At 40.8% G+C, this 23,590-nt stretch carries 21 protein-coding genes and 2 pseudogenes; 18 read left to right on the top strand and 5 right to left on the bottom strand.

Features of this window, described 5'->3' with window-relative positions; genetic code table 11:
- Positions 1-150: 150 nt before the first annotated feature.
- The 5 genes and pseudogenes from IIC38_00200 (at position 151) to IIC38_00180 (ending at position 3,711) form a co-directional block, all read left to right on the top strand.
- Positions 151-1,203 carry a D-2-hydroxyacid dehydrogenase gene (locus tag IIC38_00200; protein ID MCH8124381.1) on the top strand — a complete coding sequence of 351 codons (1,053 nt, stop codon included), beginning with the start codon at positions 151-153 and terminating at the stop codon, positions 1,201-1,203.
- Positions 1,204-1,437: 234 nt separating this feature from the next.
- A complete protein-coding gene (locus IIC38_00195) occupies positions 1,438-1,635 on the top strand; it encodes a hypothetical protein (protein ID MCH8124380.1) in 198 nt (65 codons plus the stop codon).
- A 24-nt stretch (positions 1,636-1,659) separates the two neighbouring features.
- The gene (locus IIC38_00190) at positions 1,660-1,899 is read left to right on the top strand and encodes an OsmC family protein (protein MCH8124379.1); all 240 of its coding nucleotides are present in this window, start codon (positions 1,660-1,662) and stop codon (positions 1,897-1,899) included.
- Between the two features lie 530 nt (positions 1,900-2,429).
- Entirely contained in the window at positions 2,430-2,984 is a 555-nt protein-coding gene (locus IIC38_00185; protein ID MCH8124378.1) for a hypothetical protein, read from the top strand.
- A 350-nt stretch (positions 2,985-3,334) separates the two neighbouring features.
- Positions 3,335-3,711: pseudogene (locus tag IIC38_00180) on the top strand (hypothetical protein).
- A gap of 70 nt (positions 3,712-3,781) precedes the next feature.
- Here IIC38_00180 and IIC38_00175 read toward each other — a convergent pair.
- From IIC38_00175 to IIC38_00160, 4 genes are read right to left on the bottom strand one after another with little or no spacing between them, the layout of a single operon-like run.
- Positions 3,782-6,967, bottom strand: a complete 3,186-nt coding sequence (locus IIC38_00175; GenBank protein ID MCH8124377.1) for an efflux RND transporter permease subunit — start codon at positions 6,965-6,967, stop codon at positions 3,782-3,784.
- Positions 6,964-8,169 carry an efflux RND transporter periplasmic adaptor subunit gene (locus IIC38_00170; GenBank protein MCH8124376.1) on the bottom strand — a complete coding sequence of 402 codons (1,206 nt, stop codon included), beginning with the start codon at positions 8,167-8,169 and terminating at the stop codon, positions 6,964-6,966. The genes IIC38_00175 and IIC38_00170 overlap by 4 nt, the downstream gene beginning before the upstream one ends.
- Positions 8,166-9,605 carry an efflux transporter outer membrane subunit gene (locus tag IIC38_00165; protein MCH8124375.1) on the bottom strand — a complete coding sequence of 480 codons (1,440 nt, stop codon included), beginning with the start codon at positions 9,603-9,605 and terminating at the stop codon, positions 8,166-8,168. Before IIC38_00165 ends, IIC38_00170 begins: the two co-directional genes overlap by 4 nt.
- Positions 9,606-9,609: 4 nt before the next feature.
- Positions 9,610-10,257 carry a TetR family transcriptional regulator gene (locus IIC38_00160; protein ID MCH8124374.1) on the bottom strand — a complete coding sequence of 216 codons (648 nt, stop codon included), beginning with the start codon at positions 10,255-10,257 and terminating at the stop codon, positions 9,610-9,612.
- Positions 10,258-10,486: 229 nt separating this feature from the next.
- On the opposite strand from IIC38_00160, the gene IIC38_00155 reads away from it, so the two are divergent.
- The 11 genes and pseudogenes from IIC38_00155 to IIC38_00105 all read left to right on the top strand — a co-directional run bounded on the left by IIC38_00155 (position 10,487) and on the right by IIC38_00105 (position 18,395).
- Entirely contained in the window at positions 10,487-10,990 is a 504-nt protein-coding gene (locus IIC38_00155; GenBank protein MCH8124373.1) for a hypothetical protein, read from the top strand.
- On the top strand, positions 10,977-11,621 hold the full coding sequence (locus IIC38_00150; GenBank protein MCH8124372.1) for a hypothetical protein: 645 nt from the start codon (positions 10,977-10,979) through the stop codon (positions 11,619-11,621). Before IIC38_00155 ends, IIC38_00150 begins: the two co-directional genes overlap by 14 nt.
- A 130-nt stretch (positions 11,622-11,751) precedes the next feature.
- Complete coding sequence (locus tag IIC38_00145) at positions 11,752-11,982, top strand: hypothetical protein (GenBank protein ID MCH8124371.1); 231 nt, start codon at positions 11,752-11,754, stop codon at positions 11,980-11,982.
- Complete coding sequence (locus tag IIC38_00140) at positions 11,979-12,308, top strand: type II toxin-antitoxin system PemK/MazF family toxin (protein ID MCH8124370.1); 330 nt, start codon at positions 11,979-11,981, stop codon at positions 12,306-12,308. Before IIC38_00145 ends, IIC38_00140 begins: the two co-directional genes overlap by 4 nt.
- 38 nt (positions 12,309-12,346) lie before the next feature.
- Positions 12,347-12,946 (top strand): hypothetical protein, encoded by a 600-nt coding sequence (locus IIC38_00135; protein ID MCH8124369.1) that lies wholly within the window; start codon positions 12,347-12,349, stop codon positions 12,944-12,946.
- A gap of 121 nt (positions 12,947-13,067) precedes the next feature.
- Positions 13,068-13,436 (top strand): hypothetical protein, encoded by a 369-nt coding sequence (locus IIC38_00130; GenBank protein MCH8124368.1) that lies wholly within the window; start codon positions 13,068-13,070, stop codon positions 13,434-13,436.
- A gap of 371 nt (positions 13,437-13,807) precedes the next feature.
- On the top strand, positions 13,808-15,868 hold the full coding sequence (locus IIC38_00125; protein MCH8124367.1) for a universal stress protein: 2,061 nt from the start codon (positions 13,808-13,810) through the stop codon (positions 15,866-15,868).
- Positions 15,843-16,199: pseudogene (locus IIC38_00120) on the top strand (four helix bundle protein). Before IIC38_00125 ends, IIC38_00120 begins: the two are co-directional and overlap by 26 nt.
- Before the next feature lie 113 nt (positions 16,200-16,312).
- Positions 16,313-17,221 (top strand): Mrp/NBP35 family ATP-binding protein, encoded by a 909-nt coding sequence (locus IIC38_00115; protein MCH8124366.1) that lies wholly within the window; start codon positions 16,313-16,315, stop codon positions 17,219-17,221.
- Positions 17,222-17,734: a PCP reductase family protein gene (locus tag IIC38_00110; protein MCH8124365.1), complete on the top strand. Its 513-nt coding sequence runs from the start codon at positions 17,222-17,224 to the stop codon at positions 17,732-17,734. It abuts the gene before it with no gap.
- A gap of 157 nt (positions 17,735-17,891) precedes the next feature.
- The gene (locus IIC38_00105) at positions 17,892-18,395 is read left to right on the top strand and encodes a DUF4149 domain-containing protein (protein MCH8124364.1); all 504 of its coding nucleotides are present in this window, start codon (positions 17,892-17,894) and stop codon (positions 18,393-18,395) included.
- Between the two features lie 110 nt (positions 18,396-18,505).
- On the opposite strand, the gene IIC38_00100 is transcribed toward IIC38_00105, so the two are convergent.
- The gene (locus tag IIC38_00100; GenBank protein MCH8124363.1) at positions 18,506-19,036 is read right to left on the bottom strand and encodes a hypothetical protein; all 531 of its coding nucleotides are present in this window, start codon (positions 19,034-19,036) and stop codon (positions 18,506-18,508) included.
- Between the two features lie 842 nt (positions 19,037-19,878).
- Between IIC38_00100 and IIC38_00095 the strand changes: the two genes are divergently transcribed.
- Together IIC38_00095 and IIC38_00090 are read left to right on the top strand one after the other, a co-directional pair.
- Positions 19,879-20,616, top strand: coding sequence for a hypothetical protein (locus tag IIC38_00095; protein MCH8124362.1), 738 nt, complete (start codon positions 19,879-19,881; stop codon positions 20,614-20,616).
- Positions 20,617-21,363: 747 nt separating this feature from the next.
- The gene (locus IIC38_00090; GenBank protein MCH8124361.1) at positions 21,364-23,526 is read left to right on the top strand and encodes an RNA-binding transcriptional accessory protein; all 2,163 of its coding nucleotides are present in this window, start codon (positions 21,364-21,366) and stop codon (positions 23,524-23,526) included.
- The last annotated feature ends 64 nt before the right edge of the window (positions 23,527-23,590 follow it).

Genomic DNA, 23,590 nt, shown 5'->3' with positions numbered 1-23,590 from the left:
AAATTGTCACCCCCGAGTGCTTTTATCGGGGGTCTATGGGCCTGTGTAACAAGATTCCCGATAATCCCGCCCAGGCGGGACGGGAATGACAGTTTTATAAACCAGTGACAAAGTTTATGAATAGATCGAGTTAATTAACCCCATAAACGAATGCTTTCAGACAAATCCATATTGAATCTAGTCATTGCCAGCTACTTGGAAGAAGAGCATGTGGATCGAATTCGATCTGTCAGCAAACGGTTGAATGTACTATATGAACCGGAGTTGCTTCCCACTCCTCGTTATGCTGCTGACCATATTGGCAATCCATTTACAAGGACACCTGACCAGGAAAACCGTTGGCAAAAACTTTTACAAAGAGCGGATATATTATTTGATTTTGACCGCACCCATCTTGAAGACTTACCTGAATTGGCCCCTCATGTTCTCTGGATACAAGCCACTAGTGCCGGAATCGGACAGCTCGTAAAACGCTGGCAATACCATATTCGTTTGCCCCACACTGTAATAACAACGGCAACTGGAATTCATGCACAGCCACTCACCGAATTTTGTGTAATGGCTATGACGCTATTCAGCCGGGGATTTTTTACCATGGCTCACGGCCAGAAGCGCAAACACTGGCAGCGCTTTGCCGGAACCGACCTGGTTGAGAGAACCCTGCTTATTATCGGCGCAGGTGCAATTGGTTCAGAAGTCGCACGTTGTGCCAAAACGCTAGGCATGTATGTGATTGGCGTAAAGCGGAGAATTTCCGGCATCGATCCTTCTGCCCTCAACATGGATCGTCTTTATGCTCCCAACGAACTTCACTCCGCTTTAAGATCGGCCGACTACCTGGTTTTATGCGCACCACATACGGATAAAACCGATGCCATGCTGGGGGCGGAAGAATTTTCGTTAATGCCCCGAGGCGCTATTTTTATTAATATCGGACGGGGTGCGTTGGTGGATGAACCCGATTTAATTGAAGCATTACGGTCCGGTCAGTTGGGTGGTGCTTGTCTCGATGTTTTTGCGAACGAACCGCTACCGGAAAATAGCCCCTTATGGGAAATGCCAAATGTGTTGATCAGTCCCCACTCCGCCAGTACCAGTGATCGCGAGAACCGCCGATTGACCGATCTGTTCTGCGATAATCTAAACCGATTCCTTTCTAATAAACCCATGAAGAATGTGTTTGATGTGGATAATTTCTATTAAATCACAAAAGACAAAAACCAAATACCAAATACCAAATACCAAATACCAAATACCAAATAAATTACAAATTCAAAGAACCAATAATCAAGCCTTAACCGAAGAGGCTTCTAAATTGTTAACTTATTACTTGACAGTTTAGATGGTTTTAGCTAGCTTACTTCGCCATAAAAAAGTTCAGGATGTTTTTATCAAAAAAGTAAATTTTATAAACACGAATATGAATCGGAGGTCAAAATGCCAGATGTTGTCTATGTCTCAAAAATACAAATCGAACGCCATCACGGGCCATTACGTACAGCCTATCTGCCAGTAAACCAAACGGTTAAGTTTGGTGTGCACGGTGATATCGCCAAGCATTACGGGATCAGTCCGGATATCTCCGAACCACAAGCAACAACCATAGATTATGTGATCGCAGCAACCGGCGGCTGACTCACCGGAACTTTTGGAAGCGCGCTGGAAGCGCGTCAAGTTGATGCTAGCAATAAGAAGCTTACTGCGGAAGTCAGGGGAGAAGTTGAATTAGAAGACAATGTCCTTGTTATTCGGCGTATTCATGTACTCTATAGGATATCTGCAACAAAAGAGGCTAAAGAAACGATCGAACGCGTTCATAGTATGCACGCAGATTACTGTCCGGTTTATAAATCTTTGCATAAAGCGATTGAAATCACTACTGAATATCAACTAACCTGAATTTTTGCCACGGCAATACTAGTTAAACGATTCCTAATTATCATCGCAATATTCAATGACAACCATTATGCTTAAAGCTGCTGTCTAAGACACTTTGTCATTAATAGCCATTAAGTTCAATGACAACAAAAACTCGTCACCCTTCGACTGCGCTCAGGGTGGCTGATGACACTTTATAATCAGAATTTAACAATTCATTTATGTTTATTCTGAAACACACGTTATTTTTGGAATCATTCCACTAGATCATAGAGAGATAACTATAAAATTTGAGCATATTAAGAAAGGTACTGACAAAGTCCAATCCTATCAAATTCATTTTCCCCTTGACTTTGTTAATTCTGATCATTATAATTAGTGTCTCAAATTGTTCTTTTATTCATTTGCAGTGAAGCAAAAAAGGTTGTTTACATGGAAGCCTGATCTAAGCAAGGATGCGTTGCTTGGGTTAGGTTTTTTTTTGATCATTATTTGGTACTATTAGGTATAGATTTTTTGTAAGAAAACATTTATAATGAAAGCTGAATAAATTGATTTCTACTACGGAATTGATTGTTGACTTAATTGCACTGTCAATAGTACTATTTTATTGTATCCATAAAATAAGTAACTTACATAAAAAATCCCCTCTTCATGCGGAGATAACCGCGATCACAATCGAATTATTAATAGGTATTAATGTTATTCGATTATTGCTAAACCAGATCGCCATGAATGTGGTTTATACCCGTGCTTTGGATGAGAAAGTAGTCGATTCAGCTTATGCAAAATATTGGGATGATATCAAAAGTCTTTTTACGGGATTGCAAACAAAAAGAGGTCGGGCGAATGTGCTGCAACAGGATGAAGTGCTTGAGAATTTAAACGCCGTGTTGAATCTCATTCATTTAACAATCGAGCAAGCTCGATCCATTAAACCAGATTGTGATTACGTGTTTCCCGATTCAAAGGAATTAAAGACGATGGTGGAGGAACTGGATTTGAAATATATCAATTTACTGGGTTCCTGTCAGCATTATATAGAGATTGAACATATTGCAAAACGATCTACGGATTCAATATTAGATATTACTTCAAAAAAATAAATGACAAGGTTCTTTAGAAATGACTATGAAATTAATTGTTTCATCTCGTTCGAGTACCTGTCCCCATTGTCATGTAGTTAACCCACATTTGATCGAAATCTGGCAGCAACCGGCAATTACTGATGGGCGTATTCAGGAAAATACATGGACCGCATTTTTTTGTAACCATTGTGACGGAATAATCTCCAAATTAAATTTTGAAAAGAGACAAATATTATGATTTATTCTTCCCTATTACGGAATCGCTAAGTTACTCTTTTCAAAGATTAGGGGTAGGAAATAATCAGATTGTAGAAAGAATTGAGAATAGGAGCGTAAAACATGGATTGGTTAATTGACCCCAAACATGGATTGCCCTTACAACACTTACAGCTTTGGAGATTGTCCTCGGCATCGATAATATCATTTTTATATCAATCCTAGTTGGACGTTTACCCTCCAGCCAAAGAAATCAAGCCAGAATAATTGGACTTAGCCTGGCGATGATTACGCGAATTTTATTACTCCTCTCATTGACCTGGGTGATGGGCTTAACCAAACCTTTTTTTACTATTTTTGCAAATGACATCTCAGGACGGACTTAATTCTGATCTTTGGGGGTCTATTCCTTATCGGAAAAAGCACTCATGAAATACATAACAATTTGGAAGGTCCTGAAGAGACTGAACACCAGGTAAAAGCTTCAAGTTACCTGGGAATTTTGATTCAGATTGCTATAATAACCTAAGGAATGCCTGAAAAATAGTGATGTTGTAATTCTAAGAAATCTTGCTAAAGAATTATTGTAACAATCAACCTCATACCTCAACCAATTCCGGTTCAGTTCGAACTCTTCTCCAACCCTTAGCCAACCCTACTTTCACATCCTCCAGAATGTGGTAAATACAAGGCACTAATATCAGCGTAATCAAAGTCGCAAACATGACACCAAAAGCAAGCGAAATGGCCATTGGAATCAGGAATTGTGCCTGCAGGCTTCTTTCCAGGAGCAGTGGTGTAAGTCCGGCGAAAGTGGTCAATGAGGTTAGCATGATCGGCCGAAAACGAGAACCCCCAGCCTCCCGGATGGCCTCATGAAGAGGCAGTCCTGATGCCCTTGCCCGGTTGACGAAATCAACCATCAACAAGCTATCATTAACCACTACACCGGTTAATGCAACCACGCCAAATCCGGAAAGGATGGTTAAATTCAATCCCATAAACACATGACCCCATATTGCACCAATCAATCCAAACGGAATAGCGCTCATCACGATGAAAGGTTGGGAATATGAGCGAAAAGGAATGGCAAGCAAAATATATATGATCAGCAAGGCAAACAAAAATCCTCGTCCCAAGCCGGCAAGGGTCTTCTGCTGTTCGGATTGTTCACCCTCAAGGGAATAACTTAAGCCCGGGTATTTTTCCAGCAGATAAGGCATCACATTTGCGCTGATGTCGGCGACAATCTCGTTGGCATTTGCTTTGCTTAAGTCAACATCTGCCGTGATGTTGATGGTCCTTTTGCGGTCAGTGCGGTTGATGGAAGCAAAGCCGATGCCTTGTTGGACTTCTGCCGCGATATGGAACGGAACTTCTCCCCCGCCAGGTATATGAATACGCATATTCTCAAGATCACCCAAAGATTTTCGCTGGTTCTCCGGGTATCTAACCATGACACGAATATCGTCACGACCGCGTTGAATTCTCTGTACTTCCTCACCGTAAAATGCCTGGCGCACTTGCCGCGCCAGATCGGAAAGAGAAAGTCCGAGTGCTTCAGCTTCGGGTTTTATTTTGAGTTTGATCTCTTTTTTCCCACCCCGAAACGAGTCTGAAATATCAAAAACTCCGGGGTATTCACCAATCCGGGCTTTGAGTTCATTCGCGGCTAGCTGGAGCTCTTCGTAGTTTGCACCCGCTAATTGAAAATTGATCGCTTCACCCACAGAGAACAATGACGAGGAGAAAATCAATTTTTCAGCATCCGGCACAGTACCGACTAACTCACGCCATCGTTGCGCTAATTCCGGGCTGGTTACATCACGGATTTCAGAGGAAAACAACTGGAGGTTTACTTCACCAAGATGGGAACCACTAAATGTACTTGTGCTGGGACCGCCAGGATTCATTTGTCGAGTAAGAAACGGTTGGGAGCCAACCGAAGCCAGAATGTGCTGAATTGGCGTGCTGTCTCCATCTTTAAATTCGTTTTTCAGTTTTAGGGCGTTTTCTTCCAGGACCTTAACCGCCTGGGCGGTAACATCAGCGGATGTTCCCTGGGGCATGGTTAAGAGGGCTACGACATTGTCAGCCTCAACCTGGGGCATGAAAGTAAATTTTATCCTGCCTCCGGCAACCAGGCCAATGGTAAGAATGAGCATCCCGACACCCAGGGAAATGGAAAGATAGCGCCAGCGCAAAGCCAGGTCCAGAATATTGCGGTAATGTACATTAATGAAGTAGCGTAATTTTACGGCAAATCCCTCCTGAAATTTATCCCACCATTTTGCTAAACCCCAGCTTGGTTTTTTTTTATTCTTGAGATGAAGATGAGACAAGTGGGCCGGCAAAATTAGCAACGATTCAACCAGGGAAAATAACAGTGTAGCAATAACAATAATGGGAATAACTCTCATAATTTTTCCCATGAAACCAGCAACGGAAAGCAAAGGCGAAAATGCAGCTACTGTAGTCAATACGGCAAAGGTCACAGGAACTGCGACCCCTTGTGCTCCTTCAATGGCCGCTCTTAAACTACTTTTACCTTGTTCCAGGTGTGTATAAACATTTTCTCCCACTATAATTGCGTCATCAACGATGATACCGAGTACCAGTATGAAGGCAAACAATGAGATCATATTGATGGAGACATCAAAATTGGGCATCACCCAAAATGCGCCAAAAAACGAGATGATCATCCCTACCGTCACCCACCATGCCAGCCTTAATCTTAAAAATAATGCAAGAGCCAGAAAGACCAATATAAAACCGTTGCGCCCGTTACGCAGAAGTAAATTGAGTCGATCTTTTAGCAGCAGCGAGTCGTCTTGCCAGGTGGTGAGGTGGATTCCTTCCGGCATTCGCAATTGCGCTTCTGCGATATACTCTTTTACAGCATTGGCTACTGTTAGGGCATTTTCTTCTCCTACTCTGAAAATTTGAACCAGAACCGTAGGTTCGTTATTAAACCTGGAAAATTGATCGCTTTCTGCAAAACCATCGACAATAGTTGCAACATCTCCCAGTTTCAGTCGCGTTCCATCCGCTGAAGTACGCAAGATCAAATTTTCGAATTCTTGACCGCGATAAGCCTGCCCTTTAGTCCGTAATGATATTTCACCGCTACTGGTTTTAATCGAACCACCAGGTAGATCCAAAGAAGACAATCGAACTGCCTGGGCCACTTCATCGAAAGTGAGTCCATAGCGGCGCAATGCTTCTTCAGATACTTCGATGGCAATTTCATAAGGCCGGGCAGCGGTTAATTCCACTTGACTAATCTCCGGCAAGTCGCTAATTTCATCCCTGATTCGCTCCCCGAGAAATTTAAGGCTTTTCTCATCCGCCTGGCCCGAAATGGCTACGTTGATAACCTGTCGGCGGTTCAGTATTTCCTGGACCACTGGTTTTTCGGTTTCCCTTGGGAAAGTAGTAATGGCATCTACACGGGATTTGATGTCATCCAACAATTTCCTAATATCATAACCGGTTTCAACTTCTATCACAACAGTACCTATATTCTCCGATGCTGTTGCAGTGATTTTCTTAATTCCTTCAAGGTCTTGAATCGCTTCTTCCACTCGGACGCAGACACCTTCCTCCACTTCCTCCGGAGCAGCGCCTAAGTAGGCTACCGAGACCCTAATCAAATCTGCAGAAAACTCCGGGAAAACTTCCAATTTTATTTGTGACAGAGATATAACACCAGCCACAATAATGGCAATCATTAGAAGATTTGCCGTTACCCGGTTATGAGCAAACCACTCTATGGCACGATTCATTTGGTCTCCTCTAATTTTGTTTCTTTACCTACATAAACTTTTTCTTCTAGTACACTAACCGGCATACCATCGACGACTGCCTGAAGTGTCGAAATGCAAATTTGCTCTCCGTCTTCCAGCCCTGAACGAATATATACAATTTCAGAATCGAAACGAAATGGCTCAACGTTGCGAAATCGTAAGCGCTCATCAGCATCCACAATCAGGACCTGGCCATTATCTCGAAGAGCAGCACGCGGGATCGCATACAAATCATCTACATATTTCCCTTCGATTTCCGCATACACAAACATCCCGACTGTTAATGGAGGCCTAATTGAGTTGGGTTTTTTGCTATAGGGATTTTCAACCCGGACGACCGCATGAATCATTCTGCTGCGTGCATCGATCTCTCCTTCAATCCGGGTGATATAGCCCTGCCATTCATGTTCTTCACCTGCGAAGCGCGTCTTCAGAATTACTATTGGCCCTTTGTGGTTCGTTTTTGCACCACGAAAATCCAAAGGAATGTCAACATAAGCAAGTTCTTCATCGGGTATGGGGAGACGAACTTCTACATAATCAACAGCATAAATCTTAGCTACCGCCAAACCGGGAGTAACGTACTGGCCAACGTCTACATGCTTATTGCGTACCCGCCCTGAAAACGGCGCTCGAATTTGGGTTCGTTCAAGATTGAGCTGGGCCTGCAACATACCTGCCTTAGCAGCTTCCAACGCTGCGCGAGCCTGGTTCACCTGCGGCTCCCTGGCAACCAACGGAGGCGCTTGGCCATCATTTAAACGATGCCATTCTTCTTTTGCAATCTTGGCTTCCTGTCCTTCAATTTCCAAAGATAACTCGGTTTGGGCAACTTGATGTTTTACCTGTGTCAGGGCAAATTCATAATCGCGTGGATCGAGAGAAACCAGAACATCTCCTTTCTCAAAGAATCCACCTACAACGAATGATGGCGAGACGGCAATGATAAGCCCTGCCGCCTGGGAAACCAGTACACTTTCTGTTCGAGGTACTACAGTTCCTTGCGATTTGACTACCATTTGAACGCTTTGTTTGTACACTTTCTGCGCTCGAATTATTTTTCTTGAGACCTCAGGAGGTAAGGGCTTAACTTCAGGTCTGGATGCAACAATCACGATTGCACCCAGGATGCTAACAAAAATCACCAATATAGGTAGAACAAATTTCTTCTTTTCCTTCATAACGGATTCTCCTGATCTTGAATCTGTTTGTCTTTGTTGACTGTAAAACCACCACCCAGCGCCAGGTACAGATCGATTCTTGCATCAAGGCGCTGCCGGCGGACGGTAAGCAATTGCCGTTCATTGTCATAGGCTGCTCGCTGGGTTTCCAGCATGGTTACGAAATTGATTAAGCCCCGATTGTACTGTGACTCTGCCAGAGCCTGGGCCGCTGTAGATTGTCGCGTTGCTTCTTTTAAAGCAACCTGCCGTTCATTTAAGTACTTCTCGTTAGCCAGGGCATTCTCAACCTCAGCAAAGGCATTCAGAAGGGCACGTTGGTATTGTGCCAGGGCAATCTCAGTTTTGGTTTTAGCGAGATCGACATTCGCACGCAATCTCCCGCCTTGAAAGATAGGTTGCAACAAACTACCGGCAATACTCCAAACACTAAAATTTCCATTTAATAAATCGTTAAGCTGATTGCTGGAAGTTCCTCCGGAGCTTGTAAGACTGATTTGCGGCAGCAGTGCAGCTTTAGCGCCTGAAACGCCGGCATAAGATGCAGCTAAACGTCGTTCCGCAGCCGCCAGGTCAGGTCGGCGTGAAACCAGGTCGGCTGGCAATCCAGTTGGAACTTCTCTTGATGTTTCCGGAAGTTCACGGTTTATTTCCATACTTGCCGAAGGATATCGTCGCAAGAGTATTTCAAGTTGCCGTAACACATTTTCATACTGGGATTTTCTGGCGCTGAGGTTGGCTTCTGCAATAGACAGATTGGCTCGAGACAAACGAAGATCCAGGGAACTGGTCAAGCCATTTTCGTAGCGTCTTTGAACTCGTTCATAAGATGTGAGCCAGCTATCAGCCGTAGCCTGCGATAATTCCATCTGTCGTTTTGCTTCAATGGCAGCAAACCAGCTTTTGCTGGCCTGGGCAGCTAAAGAAAGCCTCGCGCCAATAAAATCAGCGTGAGTTGCTTGAAGTTGAGCTACAGCCGCTGCCTTATCCGATCGCAATCGTCCCCATAAATCGAGCTCCCAGCTTACATTCATCGAGACACCGAATGAAGTCGTTGTGCTGCTTAAGACGTTGCCTCCGGCGCCAGGGATAGGAAATCCAATAAAATTTTGTTTGTTTCTGGCGCCGTTAAAGGAAAGATTCGCTTGTGGGTAAAGTGGAGCGCCGGCGATCCTTGCCTGGGCAGCTGCAGAATGAAAATTAGCAGCAGCAATGGTTAGATCGTAATTTTTATTGAAGGCTTCATCCAAAACCTGGTTCAGTTGAGGATCGTTAAATTCAGTCCACCATGCAGAATCGATTTCAGCAGCAATGGTTGAAGAATATTGCCAGCTAGTCGGAGCAGTTACCCCAGTTTCTATATCTTGTTTTGACGGCGCCGAAGCGCATGAGATGAATAAAAGTGTCAGCAGTAAAACAAATAATTTTCTTACCATAGTTTTATTCCTGTTTTAAGACATTTAAAGTAGGTGTTTTAAAACCTGCTACCAGGAACGGAATTACGTGGGCTAAAATACTCTCCAGATCCAATTCCGGGGGTGAAAATATTTTACTTTCCTGCACCGGAGGCTGTGCCATGATCATATGCATGACGCCGAGCATAAATTTAAAACGCCAATAAAGTTCTGCATGGGAATGCTGGGAAAGAGCGGCTTGAAATGCAGCTATGAATCGCGTTGCTACTTCTTCAAATAGATCAACAAAATGGTCACCTAAATTCCCGGAATCCGATTGTAATTGAGCAACCAGCCTAAGAATAAGTTTGGTGCGTTCAGGTTCATCAAACTTAATCCGGATTGCCGGTTCGATGAATGCCCTGATCAATTCTTCAAGGTTTGGAGGTGTCTCACCGGATCTTTCCTCAATTCTGTCGAGTCGCTGTAGCCGTTCCGCATTAACGGGTTTAATACGCCGGGCAAAAACCTCCCAGGCAAGGGCTTCCTTGGAGCCAAAATGGTAATGAATAGATGCGAGGTTGACGCCTGCTTCAGCAATAATTTTTCGCAGGGAAGTTGATCCGATTCCCTTCTCTGCAAATAATTCTTCGGCCACATCTAACAGTCTCGTTCTCGTGTCAAGTTGCTCCATGATATTCCTGCAATAAAAGTAGAAAAAAAATTTGTGATTTCATACTCATTACCAAAATTTAATCAAACGTATGCTTTAATCAAACGAATGCTTTAATCAAACGAATGCTTTAATCAAACGAATGAATGAATCTACGATGGAAATTGTCATGAGTTCCAGCTTTTTATCTTAGAAAAACAAAATAAAAAAATTGTGATGCTTATTGAAAATGTATTATGTACATTATCTAATGAACAATACCTCATCTGACAAACACAGCAATTTCACAACTGGTAAGATTATTCGAAATCTTCTTTTACTCATATTTGTTGCCGGTTTACTGGGCGCTGGTGTGGAACTTCTGCTACTAGAACATTTTGAAGTCTACTGGCAATTTGTGCCTCTTATTCTTATTTGCGGTAGTCTGGTAGTTCTAGGCTGGTTTGCTTTCAAACGTGTTTCTATGGTTTTGCGAGTGCTTCAGATAGTGATGATATTATTTATGATTAGTGGCTGTGTTGGCGTTATCTTACATTATCGAGTTAATGTAGAATTCGAGTTAGAGATGTATCCTTCTTTATCCGGATTAGAACTTTTCTGGAAATCGATCAAAGGTGCAACACCTTTTTTGGCTCCAGGCATAATGATCCAGCTTGGTCTGCTGGGATCGGTTTACACTTTTAGACATCCGGTTTTTCGAATAAACCAAAAAGAATCCAAATTAAAACGGGAGAATTTAGATGACTTCAAATAAATCTTTATTTACAATAATGATGGTTTTCATTTTTGTAATTATTACTGTATGTGCCGCATTTAGTCAGGTTGGCAACAACAAAAATGTTCTAAATCCGAATCGGGCAGGGGAAAAGGAGCTGCTTTCACTTCCTCAACTCAATAAAAAGCTTGTAAAGGATATTTTGGAAAACCGGCCTTTTTTGAGAATGACCGAATTGGACACATTACTCAGTCAGTCAGTACACAAAGACTCATTGTCCAAATTGTATGTTACATTATTTATCCCAATTAACCTCAACACAGCTTCCCGAAAAGAAGTTTGGCTGGTTCCCGGTGTAGGTAAACGTATGGCCCATGAGTTCGAGGAGTATCGTCCCTATAAGGCCCTGGCGCAATTCCGAAGAGAGATCGGAAAATATGTGAACGATAAGGAATTGGCGCGCCTGGAACAGTATGTTTTTGTCCCAATCAATCTGAATACGGCAAGTGACGAAGACATCCTGAGTATTCCCGGAGTTGGTAAACGGATGCTTCATGAATTTAAAGAGTACCGCCCATATAGAAACCTAAAGCAATTTCGTCGTGAAATTGGTAAGTACGTGGACGAAAAGGAGGTTTCCAGGTTGGAAAGGTATGTTGTGTTGAACTAATCTTGTTAGCCAAGAAAAGAGGTGATTTTAAAACATTCGGTTTAATGATTAATTTTGTCAACTTAGCAGTTTTCCAAAAAAATAAACAAAATTTATTGCATTAAAAAAACATAGGTGGTATATTGGTAGTATGAAAATCAAAACATCAGTTACATTGTCTGAAGAATTATTGAATGCTATTGATGAAAAATCAGGGCAAAATAAAAGTCGATCAGATTTTATTGAAAAAGCTTTGTGGATTTATATAGAGATATATTTGAAAGAGGTACAGGATCGCTGTGATCTTGAAATCATAAATAACAATTCTGATCGTCTCAATAACGAAGCTAGTGATGTATTAGATTACCAGGTTCCCGTGTGAGACGTGGCGATTTATATAAAGTTAAAAAGCCCTCCTCTAAGGATCCAAAAAAGTCGAGAATATTTGTAGTAGTTAGTCGGCAACTATTAATAGATTCACAATTTTCTACAGTCATTTGTGCACCACTTTATTCGAGTCATGATGGTTTATCCACTCAGGTATTAGTTGGAATTGCTGAAGGACTTAAACATGACAGTAGTATTCATTGTGATGAGCTTGTAAGCCTTTCTAAAATTATATTGAAAAACTTCATTTGCAGGTTATCCCCATTAAAACTAAATGAATTAAATCAAACTTTAAAAATAGCTCTTGAAATAAGAGACTAAAAAATAATCATTCAAAATTTAACCAATAGTAATCTATTATGAACCTAATTCAAGGCCAAACCCTATTGGAGTTTCTATCAAAACTAAGTGTTAATTACAACAAGGCCGGTAACCTCTATCTTGTTGGCGAGACCAGTCTTTTATTCGAAGGCTGGCGCAATTGGATTGAACGAATTGAGATTGCATCTGAAATTAATCCCGAACATAAACCAGCTTTTTCAGAAGCGTTAAAACGAACGCAGGATCAATTCATAGTGGAGGTGATCGATGAATCTCCAGGTGATTACATCCCATTACCGGATGGATATCGAGAGCGAGCTATTCGAGCAGAAAATACTATCTATTCCAATAATGGCAATTTTAAACAGGATAAATTAAAACTCTTGCACTTCGATCCTTATAGTGTCGCCTTTCGTTTCATCGCTCGTGGAGATGAACCGGACTATCATCTTACCCTGGCTTATCTGCAACATGGTTGGATTTCCATCGAAAAAATGGAATCGCTTCTGGTAAATCTATTGCCTCAATTTACACGGGAGACCATCCAACAGGATTCTGCAGAATTTCGCAGAAAATTCAAAGGACTGCTGCAAATGTGGCGGGCTGTTAATACCGGAGCAAAACATCAGCCCCCCTAGCATTTTACTGCGCGAGAGAGTTGACTTTTTTGGAACAAATTTTTGAATAACTAAATTTAAGCGAATCAAATCATGAAGTGATCACGCGGAAGATAAATTAACCATTCACCATAAACTAAAAATGTCTACCCTTAAAAAAAAAGATTGGAATGAACTCGAATTCCTCAGTTGGAAGGAATTCCAACAGATGGGGCCTGCAATCATTCAACTTGAGATTAGCAGGATCAGTAAACTCACAAACCAATTCACACCAGAAACGGATTTTTATAATTCCCTTGTTAAAGCCAGGTTTGAGCTTAAAAACTTTGTTAATTGTGTTAAAGAAACAAAACATGGACCACTTCCGGATTCCAGTACGGATCACTTACGCAACGCGATTATGTCTATTTCTTTAGGGGAGTCAAACCAGGATCAGAAAGCAAATCAAACCTTGAATTACATTCTCACCAGGTTAAATTATGTGTATAATCGAATCGGGTTTGTTTATTAGCCACTGACTTACACAGACAAAACCACAAACCCTTATTAAGCTTTTTCAAAATACACCGGCATCAGGACAGATAATTTCACAGACACTAAATATTTTTATTTGTTTGCTTTCCGGTTCTAAATTGATCAATTGTTGAAAAAAACACTGACTCATTATTATTTGTTGAGCTATTATTAATAAGATCAGCGGAACGAAATAAAACAAGGCTTTTTTGAAAAAAGTGGATATTATAACATATATAAGAAAACCTGAAACATGTTGACTTTAAAATTGAAAAGTCATATATTAGCGATTCAAAATAAATGTAACTATTGAAGAAATGACCTTCCAACAAATTACAATCCTTGCTAAAGGCCTTCGAAAGGAGAATTATGTTTAAAAAGATTTATGTTCCCGTGGATAATTCAGATCATTCCTTATCGAGCATCGAGTTTGCAGTTGACTTTTCAAAACGGTTCGAATCAAAGCTGGTTGGTTGTCATGCCTATGCAGCCAAGATGCATGACATACGGTTTAAACAGATGGAATTCACCCTACCGGAAGAGTATCAAGTTGAGGAAGAATTAGAGAAGCAACGAAGCATCCACGACACCCTGATCACCATGGGACTGGAACTTATTTCAGACTCATATCTGGAAGTGATGAACAAATACTGCCAGGCGGCGAAAATCCCTTTCGAACCTAAAATGATCGATGGCAAGAATTATAAAGTCCTCGTTGATGATATCAACGAAAGTGATTACGACCTGGTGATTATGGGAGCTTTGGGGCTTGGCGCTGTGAGAGATAGCGTGATCGGTAGTGTTACAGATCGTGTGGTTCGTAGAATCAAAACCGACACCTTGATCGTCAAGAACACGTCACCCCTTGAAGAACAACTCGATGGGAGCGGCAACGGAGAAGTTAAGCATGAACTGGGCAACGGCGGTAATATCGTTGTTTGTGTTGACGGCAGTCCGGAGTCGTTTGCAGGTTTAAAGACTGCGCTTGAATTGGGAAAAGCTTTGAATAAAGAAGTCGAAGCAATTTCCGTTTATGATCCTTATTTACATTACACCCTTTTCAACAGTCTTGTACATGTTCTAACCGAAAAAGCGACCAAGGTTTTCAAATTTAAAGAGCAGGAACAACTTCATGAGGATGTAATCGATACTGGTCTGGCCAAGATCTATCAATCGCATCTTGAAGTCTCCCGCAGGATAGCAAGCGAACAAGGCATTGAATTAAAAATTACTTTAATCGATGGTAAAGCGTTTGAAAAGATCCTTCAATACGTTCGTCGAGAAAGACCCTGGCTGCTGGTAATGGGTCGAATTGGTGTACACAGTGATGAAGAAATGGATATAGGCAGCAATACCGAGAACCTTCTCAGAATGGCGCCCTGTAATGTCCTGTTATCCAGTAAAAGGTTTGTGCCAGCTATCGATATTCGGGCAGAAGAATCTATGATCTGGACCGAGGACGCCACCAAGTTGTTAAATACGGCGCCTGCAGGTGTACGTGGGATTGCACGGACCACTATACATCGTTGGGCCATGGAAAGAGGACATTCGGTTATCAATATAAAAATTATCGAAAAATCGCTGTCAACAATTTTGCCGCCAAAGGCCATGCAAGCGATGGGCATTATCGCGGAAGAGGTGGCGATCGACAAAGGCAACCTGCTGGAGTCCGAAACTTATATCTGTAAAGAATGTGGCTATGCGGCTAAAGATATTAAACCGGTCATTTGCCCTATATGTAAATCGAAAACCGATCAATTCCAAAAACTGGACAAACAAGCCATCGAAAACCTTGCACCCCTGGAAGGTGCTATCTCCGAAGAGTTAACCTTTGACAATATTAAACTGAAATGGACCAGCGATGCAAAGCAGGCTTTACATGAGGTTCCGTCAGGATATCAAAGACGACGAACGAAAGCGCAGATCGAGAAATCCGCCCGGGTAAAGAAAATTCCGATCATAACCAAACTTCAGGTTTATGAAGTTGCCGGAGATGTTATCGAGGAAACGAAAAATCTCGAAGAGCGAGGGAAGCTTAAGAAGACACCTTACAGTGCAAGCGGTCCGGCCACAGAAATCATCAAAGACGGCGAGTTCTCCTGGACTTCTTCAGCCGTTGCACGCCTTAATCGCGTTCCGGAAGGCTTTATGCGTGATAAAACCAAAGAAAGAATTGTGGATTTTGCCAATAAGATAAAAGTTGAGTTAATCACACTCGAAATCGCAGAAGAAGGCATCGCTGAAGGGCGGATAATGATGGAGGAGATGATGAAAAATATTGATAAAGATAATTCAACAGAATCAGGGAACGAAAACCAGAAGGGGCAGAAGTTAACTGAATCGGAGAACGGGAGAATGGGCGAAGGGGAGAATGATTCTAATAAGAGTCGGGGAGATATAGAGAATGGCGCCAAGAATAAAAAGTTATAAAGAGTTAAGAGTTTATCAGAATGAAATTGAGCTAGCGATGAAAATTTTTAAAATTACTAAAAGTTTTCCAAACGAAGAGAAATTTTCATTAGTTGATCAAATAAGACGTTCATGAAGATCTGTTTGTACTAATCTAGCAGAAGCATGGAGAAAACGAAGATATAGAGCAGCTTTCATCGCAAAATTAAGCGATGCAGAAACTGAGGCATGTGAAACACAAGTTCTAATAGAACTATCTAATCGATGCAAGTATATTGATGATGATGCAACATTAAAATTTGACGAAGGTTATAATCGTATATTATCTCAGATAGTACTCATGATCGATTAAAGCTGATAAATGGATAATTAAAACATGAAAATCACACATTCTCCCTTTCACCCATTCCCCCATTCATTTTCAATATTCATTGAGTTTCATTTATGAAAAAGAGTCATTAAATCTTGAAAAAGTATCACGACATAAAAGGCGACGGTGGCTCAAACATTGTGGCTCAGGTTGGCGAACAAATAGATCGCATGCAAGCCAGAATGGCTTCCATTCACAATATTATCACTGTGATGAGCGGTAAAGGCGGAGTTGGTAAGAGTTCTATTGCGGTAAATTTGGCATCTACTTTTGCACTGGCAGGAAATAAAGTGGGGATTTTAGATGCGGACATCAATGGACCATCTATCGCTAAAATGACAGGTGTTCGAAACCAAAAACTCAAATATGAAAAATCGGGCACCCTGCCTGTATTAAGCCAATTAAATATGAAAATTATGTCGATGGATCTATTCTTGCCTGATGACAGCTCTCCCGTTCTATGGGACGCCCCGACCCAAAAAGACTCCTATACCTGGCGCGGAATGATGGAAGCGGCAGCACTGCGAGAATTTCTCTCTGATACGAATTGGGGTAAATTGGATACTCTTTTTATCGACTTACCTCCCGGCACCGATAAATTAGCCAACCTGGCTGATGTACTACCCCAAATAACAGGAACTATTATTGTCACAATTCCCTCGGCGGTTTCACAATTTGTGGTTGGCAAATCTATAAAAATGGCAAATGAAATATTAAAAACGCCGGTTATTGGAATTATAGAAAATATGTCTAACCATGTTTGTGCCAACTGTGGTCACGAGGAAGAATTATTCCCAGCCGGTAATGTTGAGGAATTTGCAATAAAACATGGCATCTCATATTTAGGGAATATCCCGTTCGACCCCAGGATCGCAGTTTGTGCAGATGAGGGAGATTTTTTTCTACAGAAATATTCAGACCGACCGGCAGGAAAATCGATTCGTCAAATAGCCGATAAAATTAAAGTTAGTTTATATGAAAAAACTTTAAACTTGGAGAATTGAATGAAATTTTTATGTGTTGAATGCGATGAGGCAATGAAGCTGAAAGAGACCTCAGGCCCTGAAAACGGCTCGATGACGGTTATCTTTCATTGCCCGAAATGCGGCAAAGACATCGCTATGCTAACAAACCAGATGGAAACCCAGATGGTACGATCCCTCGATGTAAAAATTGGCGGCAGGTCTGTACCAGCCGAGCCAATGGAAAAAATTAGAAGCTCATTGACTTATCAAAAAGAAGATACTGAGCTATCAACCGAAAACCAAGATGTTGAGCAAGCACCTGAAAATTCAAGTCCCACTTCAAAATGTCCATTTACCGGAATGGTTGAAGAAGCATATGAATCCGATAGTGAGCTTATTTGGACGGATGAAGCCAAAGAACGAATGGATAGAATCCCTTCTTTTGTTCGCTCCATGATTAAAAAAAGAATTGAGCAGCATGCAATGGAGAATGGTTTTAAGGAAATCAATGCTACGGTCTTGGAAGAAGTTAGAGAGCAGATGGGGATGTAGGATGAAATTGGAGGCTAGAGGTGAGAGACTAGAGGCTAGATAGGAAATGCTTTTATTTCTACTAAAAATTGGTTAAAGTTCTAGTTTCTAGCGTCCAATCTCTAGCCCCTAGTTTCCTAGTCTCAAGCCTCTCACCTCTAGCCCCTAGAATCATATAATGTTTACATTCGGCACTTTTATCCTGTGGCTGCACATCCTGGCTGTCATCGTCTGGGTAGGTGGCACTATTTGTTTTGTGTTGGTTATAAGTCCGGTCTTAAAGAATCACTTTGCTTCAACCAGAGAATTTGCTGAAGTCTTAATAAAAATAAATAACCGGTTTAAGACGGTTCAATGGGAAGCAATTGGAGTGATTATTTTGACTGGGATCTTCAATTTAATTAATGTCAGCTATATGCGTAATTTTAACTTTAGTTCAAATTACATCAATTTTTTAGTTTTTAAACTAATTCTAGTGACACTGATTATTGTTAGCCAGGGAATACAAAATTCGGTGTACGGTCCAAGGTTAATCTCCATGGCTAGAAGCTATGATCAAAAGTTAGAATCGTTTCCGGAATCCTATAAAAAAATTCGCCGAAAAATTTTCTTTCTTTTGATGGTAAATATAGGGTTCGCAGCTATGGTTATTTACATTGGATTGGGATTGAAATATATGTGAGATTCCGGAAACCATAAATGGGTTCCCTGGATTTGTTCAACGCCCCATGAATGGCACAAATGATTATTCCAAATTGGAAATCTAATTCTGAGGATTATTCATGATCCTTTTTATTTATCCATCGTTGTTGTTAACGGCAACACCCATTTATCCCGGATGCTGCCTTTCAGCAACTTTCCATCATCCAACAATCCATCTTTAACCATCCTCTCCAGATGTTTTCTTTTTTCATCCGCATTCGGTTCCAGTTCATCAGCCAGATAGGACGCATGTTTTTTTAGATGCTGCCATGAGTCGTTTTGCGGGATGGTTCCCTTCTTTTTCATGTCTTTAGAAAGCATATCCATTCGTAATTCAAAAAATCGATGGAATCGTTCTAATGATTTGAATTCTTTCTCTGTGAAACATTTCTCAAATTCCCGGGCATTATTTTCACTAAAGTTACCCTTCAAACCATCGACGAGGTAAATCATTCCCGGAATATAAATCTCGTCGAACCAGATCCGGCTCAACTCAAAAGCAAGTTTTTCTTGTGAAATTGAGTTTTCATATGCCTGCAAACAATCTTCTGAAGTGATGAACAAAAGAAAAAGAACCACCTGCTCTCGAATTTCTTTACAACTTTTTTTTGTCTTATTCATTACACTATCTGTAACTATTCAGCCTCGAAGCCTCTAAGACTCAAAATATAAAACTATGAACGAATATATTCCAAGTAAAGAGGAAGAATTAGTAGCAAAATAAAAATGTAGATGCAGCTAAAATTCAAAAGACAAGTGATATTCCTAATTAATTAGTAAGATTGAAGTGTCAGAATTAGGGCGAACCATGAAAATGATATTTAGCAAAGATGTTGTCCCGGCTAAGAAAAAAATAAAGATCTGAAAATTTAATTTATGTTAATAGTATTGTGGGTACCTACTTATAATAATCGCACTTTAAAATATAAAAATCATTACTAAAAATAATTTTAAGGTATAATAATGAAAAAAGAAGATATCAAAGTTACTGGCCAGATGGAAGATGGCATCATAGTTCTCACTTTAAATTATATGGATAAGGAACTGCTTTTAAAAAGGGGGTTGATAAAATAATTAGTAAAGAAATAATTAACCAGTACCAAAGTCTACAAGATGCCTCAGAAACCACTTCCTGTATTATCAAAATTGAAGCTAAATTTGCTGGAAGTGCTGTTGTTAGAGCACTTTTTGATCTTTGGAAAGAAGTAACCGACAATAATAATGGTATTTTAGTCTGCGTCAATTATCCTGAAGATTATATGGACAGCCTGACATCAATTGGCTTGCCCGTATTAAAAGGATTTTATCTTGCAAGTGAGGAAGACGCAATTAAAAAGATAAAAAGTTGAATACAGTGTTTGTTAAATTAGGATTAGAAAAACATCATATGGCTCCCAGTTTTTCATATATAAGATTAAATAAATTAAGATGAAATTGTAAACAAATAAGTAAAATCTAGTTCTATGAAGGATATACTGGACAAGATCGACCTTTTTGAGTTTTTCACCTATGTTTGTCCTGGAGTAGTTATACTCTTTTCTGTAGGTCTATGGCATTGGCCTGATTTTAAATCAGGTTTTTGGAATCAGAAGGTTATTGTTATTCTTCTGGGATTCATTTTAACTTATACATTTGGTCTGATCATTAATTCTTATATCGACGTTGCACTTTACCGGTATTCACATGCAAAACTAAAAAGAGGCAAAAACTTTAGACAAAAAATATTGGATCGAGTTAACATTATTATTTATAAATTTGCATCTCCTACAATCGATCATTTGACAGTTGATGCTAATTCTGATATTGAAAATGAGTTGGAACAGTTATCTGGAATAATTGAAACATTACAAATTGCAAGCCCCTGGAATCGACTGGTGATTTACCGTACATTTATCGCTGATAAATTTGGCGAAAGGTGTCCGGCTGTACTTAAACAAGCTCAAAGGGTACACAGGAGATTTCGGTTTAGCATGGGGGTTAGTTGTGCTATCCTGCTTTTGTCAATTCAACTCATAATATTGATGTATATTGAAGTTTTTCAGCAATTTCCCAACCAATCCTGGATTTATTTTTCGCCACAACTTTTGAAATTTCTTGTTTTCACAATTATTAGCCTTTTGGTGAGTCTAAGCTTACGACAAATGGCATTTCGCATGTGGAAACTTGAATTATATCTAACTTCCAGTCTTACTAGACTTTAGTAAAGGAACATTCCTAATATAAAATATACAGATCATTATTAAGAATAATTAATTATTGGGCCAGATAATGGGAGTCAAGGTTAATGGAAAGATTAAAGAAGGAATCCCTGTTCTAACTTTAAAATACGATGAGGAACTGCTTTTAATAAGGGGAATTCTTTAAATAATCAATGAAAAATAATTAACCAGTATCAAAAACAAGTAGAGGATTCAAAAACAACTTCCTGTATTATCAAAATTGAAGAAAAATTTGCTGACAAGAATGTTGTTAGAGCACTTTTCAATCTTTGGCAAGAAGTAAGCAACAATGATAATGGTCATTTAGTTTGTGTCAATTTCCCTGAAGAATATATGGACAGCCTGACAATGATTGGCCTTCCCGCTTTAAAAGGATTCGATATTGCATCAAGTATGGAAGATGCAATTAAAATGATAAAGGATTGAAATATTATCAAGACTAAGAATGCTTATGTTGCTTGCTTCATTCGAACTGCTAGGCTTTGTAATAATTGCAACTTACATTTTATATCTAACCACGGGGTAGCTTAAAAAAATAGATGATCCAAATACAAAAAAGACCTCCCATTAATTTCCGCTTTAAAATTTAAGCTTTTTTTCTTGTGAAATACAGGTTATAGTTATTATATAAGATAGACTATATTCTAATTGTTCCAATATTCAAAAGGAGTTCAACCAAACATGCCCGAGCAAGCAAATAGCGAAAAAGCTACCAATCAGTACACCTGCATGTCACAAGACAGGATGATTGAGATCATTGCCGATGATTTGGAGTTGAGAGTCAACCAGGTTAAGAGTACAGTCGAATTATTGGACCAGGACAATACCATTCCGTTTATCGCTCGCTACAGAAAAGAAGTAACCGGCAAGCTGGATGAAGAACAAATTCGCAATGTTCAAACGCACATCAAGTATTTACGCAATTTGGAAGAAAGAAAGCAAACCGTCCTTAAAACCATCGCTGAGCAAGAAAAACTAACGGACGAATTGCGATCCCGGATTTGCCAAACCAGGAAATTGCAGGAAGTTGAAGATCTTTATTTACCATATAAACCAAAACGGAAAACCCGGGGAACGGTGGCGAAGGCGCGGGGATTGGAACCCCTTGCCATGTTGATCTGGCAGCAAGAAACGCTGGATGGAACACCGGAAGAGTTGGCACAACCGTTTGTCGATGCGGAGAAAGAAATCCCGACCGTGGCAGATGCACTCCAGGGCGCTTGTGATATTGTAGCCGAGATGGTATCGGATCGCGCCGATATTCGCCAGTTTACACGAGAATACACGACTCGCAATGGAGTAGTTGAAAGTGAAGCTAAGGATAAGGAAAGCCGGTCTGATTTTGAGATGTACTACGATTACAATGAACCGGTAAAGCAAATCCCGCCCCACCGGATCCTGGCGATGAATCGTGGTGAAAAAGAAGGTATCCTGAAAGTAAACATCGAAGTTGAACAGGATAAAATCATTAAATTGACAGAGCAAATGTTAATCACCGAACCGATGTCTATCTTCACGAGTCATTTTGAAGAGTCGATTCTGGATGCTTACAAACGTTTAATCGAACCTTCTATCGAACGGGAAATTCGAAACCAGCTTACGGAAAAAGCCGATTTGCATGCGATTAACATTTTCACAAAAAACCTGCGCAATCTATTGCTGCAACCCCCGATCAGGGGAAAGCGAATTATGGGCATTGATCCCGGTTTTCGTTCCGGCTGTAAGATTGCCGTTATCGACGAAACCGGTAAATATTTGGAGGGGACAACCATTTTTCCCCATCCTCCGCAAAATAATTATGACGAAGCAAAACGCACTCTATTTGATTTTACCAATAAACATTTTGTAAATGTCATCGCTATCGGAAATGGTACAGCCTCGCGGGAAACCGAGCAGTTAGTGGCAGATCTTATCCGGGAGCAGTTGAATGACGTGGTATATGTAATCGTTAACGAAGCCGGCGCCTCGGTTTATTCAGCGTCGGAAATCGCCCGGGAAGAATTCCCGAAATTGGACGCCAGCATGCGGGGCAATATTTCAATCGCCAGACGCTTACTCGATCCGTTATCCGAATTGGTTAAGATCGATCCGAAATCAATTGGCGTCGGTTTATACCAGCATGATATCAATCAGAAAAAATTAAGTGAATCATTAGACATCGTTGTGGAATCCGTGGTCAATTATGTAGGCGTTGATTTAAACACGGCTTCCGCAGCCCTCCTGCAATTTGTCTCCGGTTTAAATTCCCGCACGGCCAAGAATATTCTTTCTCATCGTGATCAACAAGGCAGTTTTACAAATCGGGAACAGCTAACCAAGGTCAGTGGAATGGGGCCAAAAGCATATGAGCAATGTGCAGGTTTTCTTCGCATTCCCGAAAGCAAAAATTTATTGGAGCGGACTGCCATTCACCCGGAATCTTACGGAGCCACCGAAAAATTATTAAAAAAACTAGGCCTCGATCTGGCTACTATTACACTGCGAAGCGAGCTTCTGCGTGAACGGATTCAGGAGAATAAACAAAGTTTGGCAGATTTAGCAGCTGATGTTGGAATCGGTGAGCCGACTCTTGAAGACATCATCGAAAATTTGGAAAAGCCCGGCCGCGATCCTCGCGCTGATATGCCCAAACCCATTTTTCGCAGCGACGTACTAAAAATGGAAGATCTGCGTGAAGGCATGATTCTCAAAGGAACCGTAAGAAATGTGGTGGATTTCGGCGCCTTTGTGGACATCGGCGTAAAACAAGACGGGCTGGTTCACCGCAGTGAGATGGGTAAAAAAGGACGCAATCCATTGGATGTGGTAGCCGTGGGAGATGTGATAGAAATTCGGGTGCTGAAAGTGGATTTGGAAAGGGGGCGGGTGAGCTTGAGTATGATGCTTGATTAATGACCAATTATCAACGAGGATAATTCTTGCGGGATATTGATGCAATAAAACTTGTCTATTGAAT

Source organism: candidate division KSB1 bacterium (assembly GCA_022566355.1).
Lineage (GTDB): Bacteria > Zhuqueibacterota > JdFR-76 > JdFR-76 > DREG01 > JADFJB01.
The sequence above is the reverse complement of the archived record's forward strand: the minus strand, read 5'-3'. Positions and strand labels throughout refer to the sequence as shown.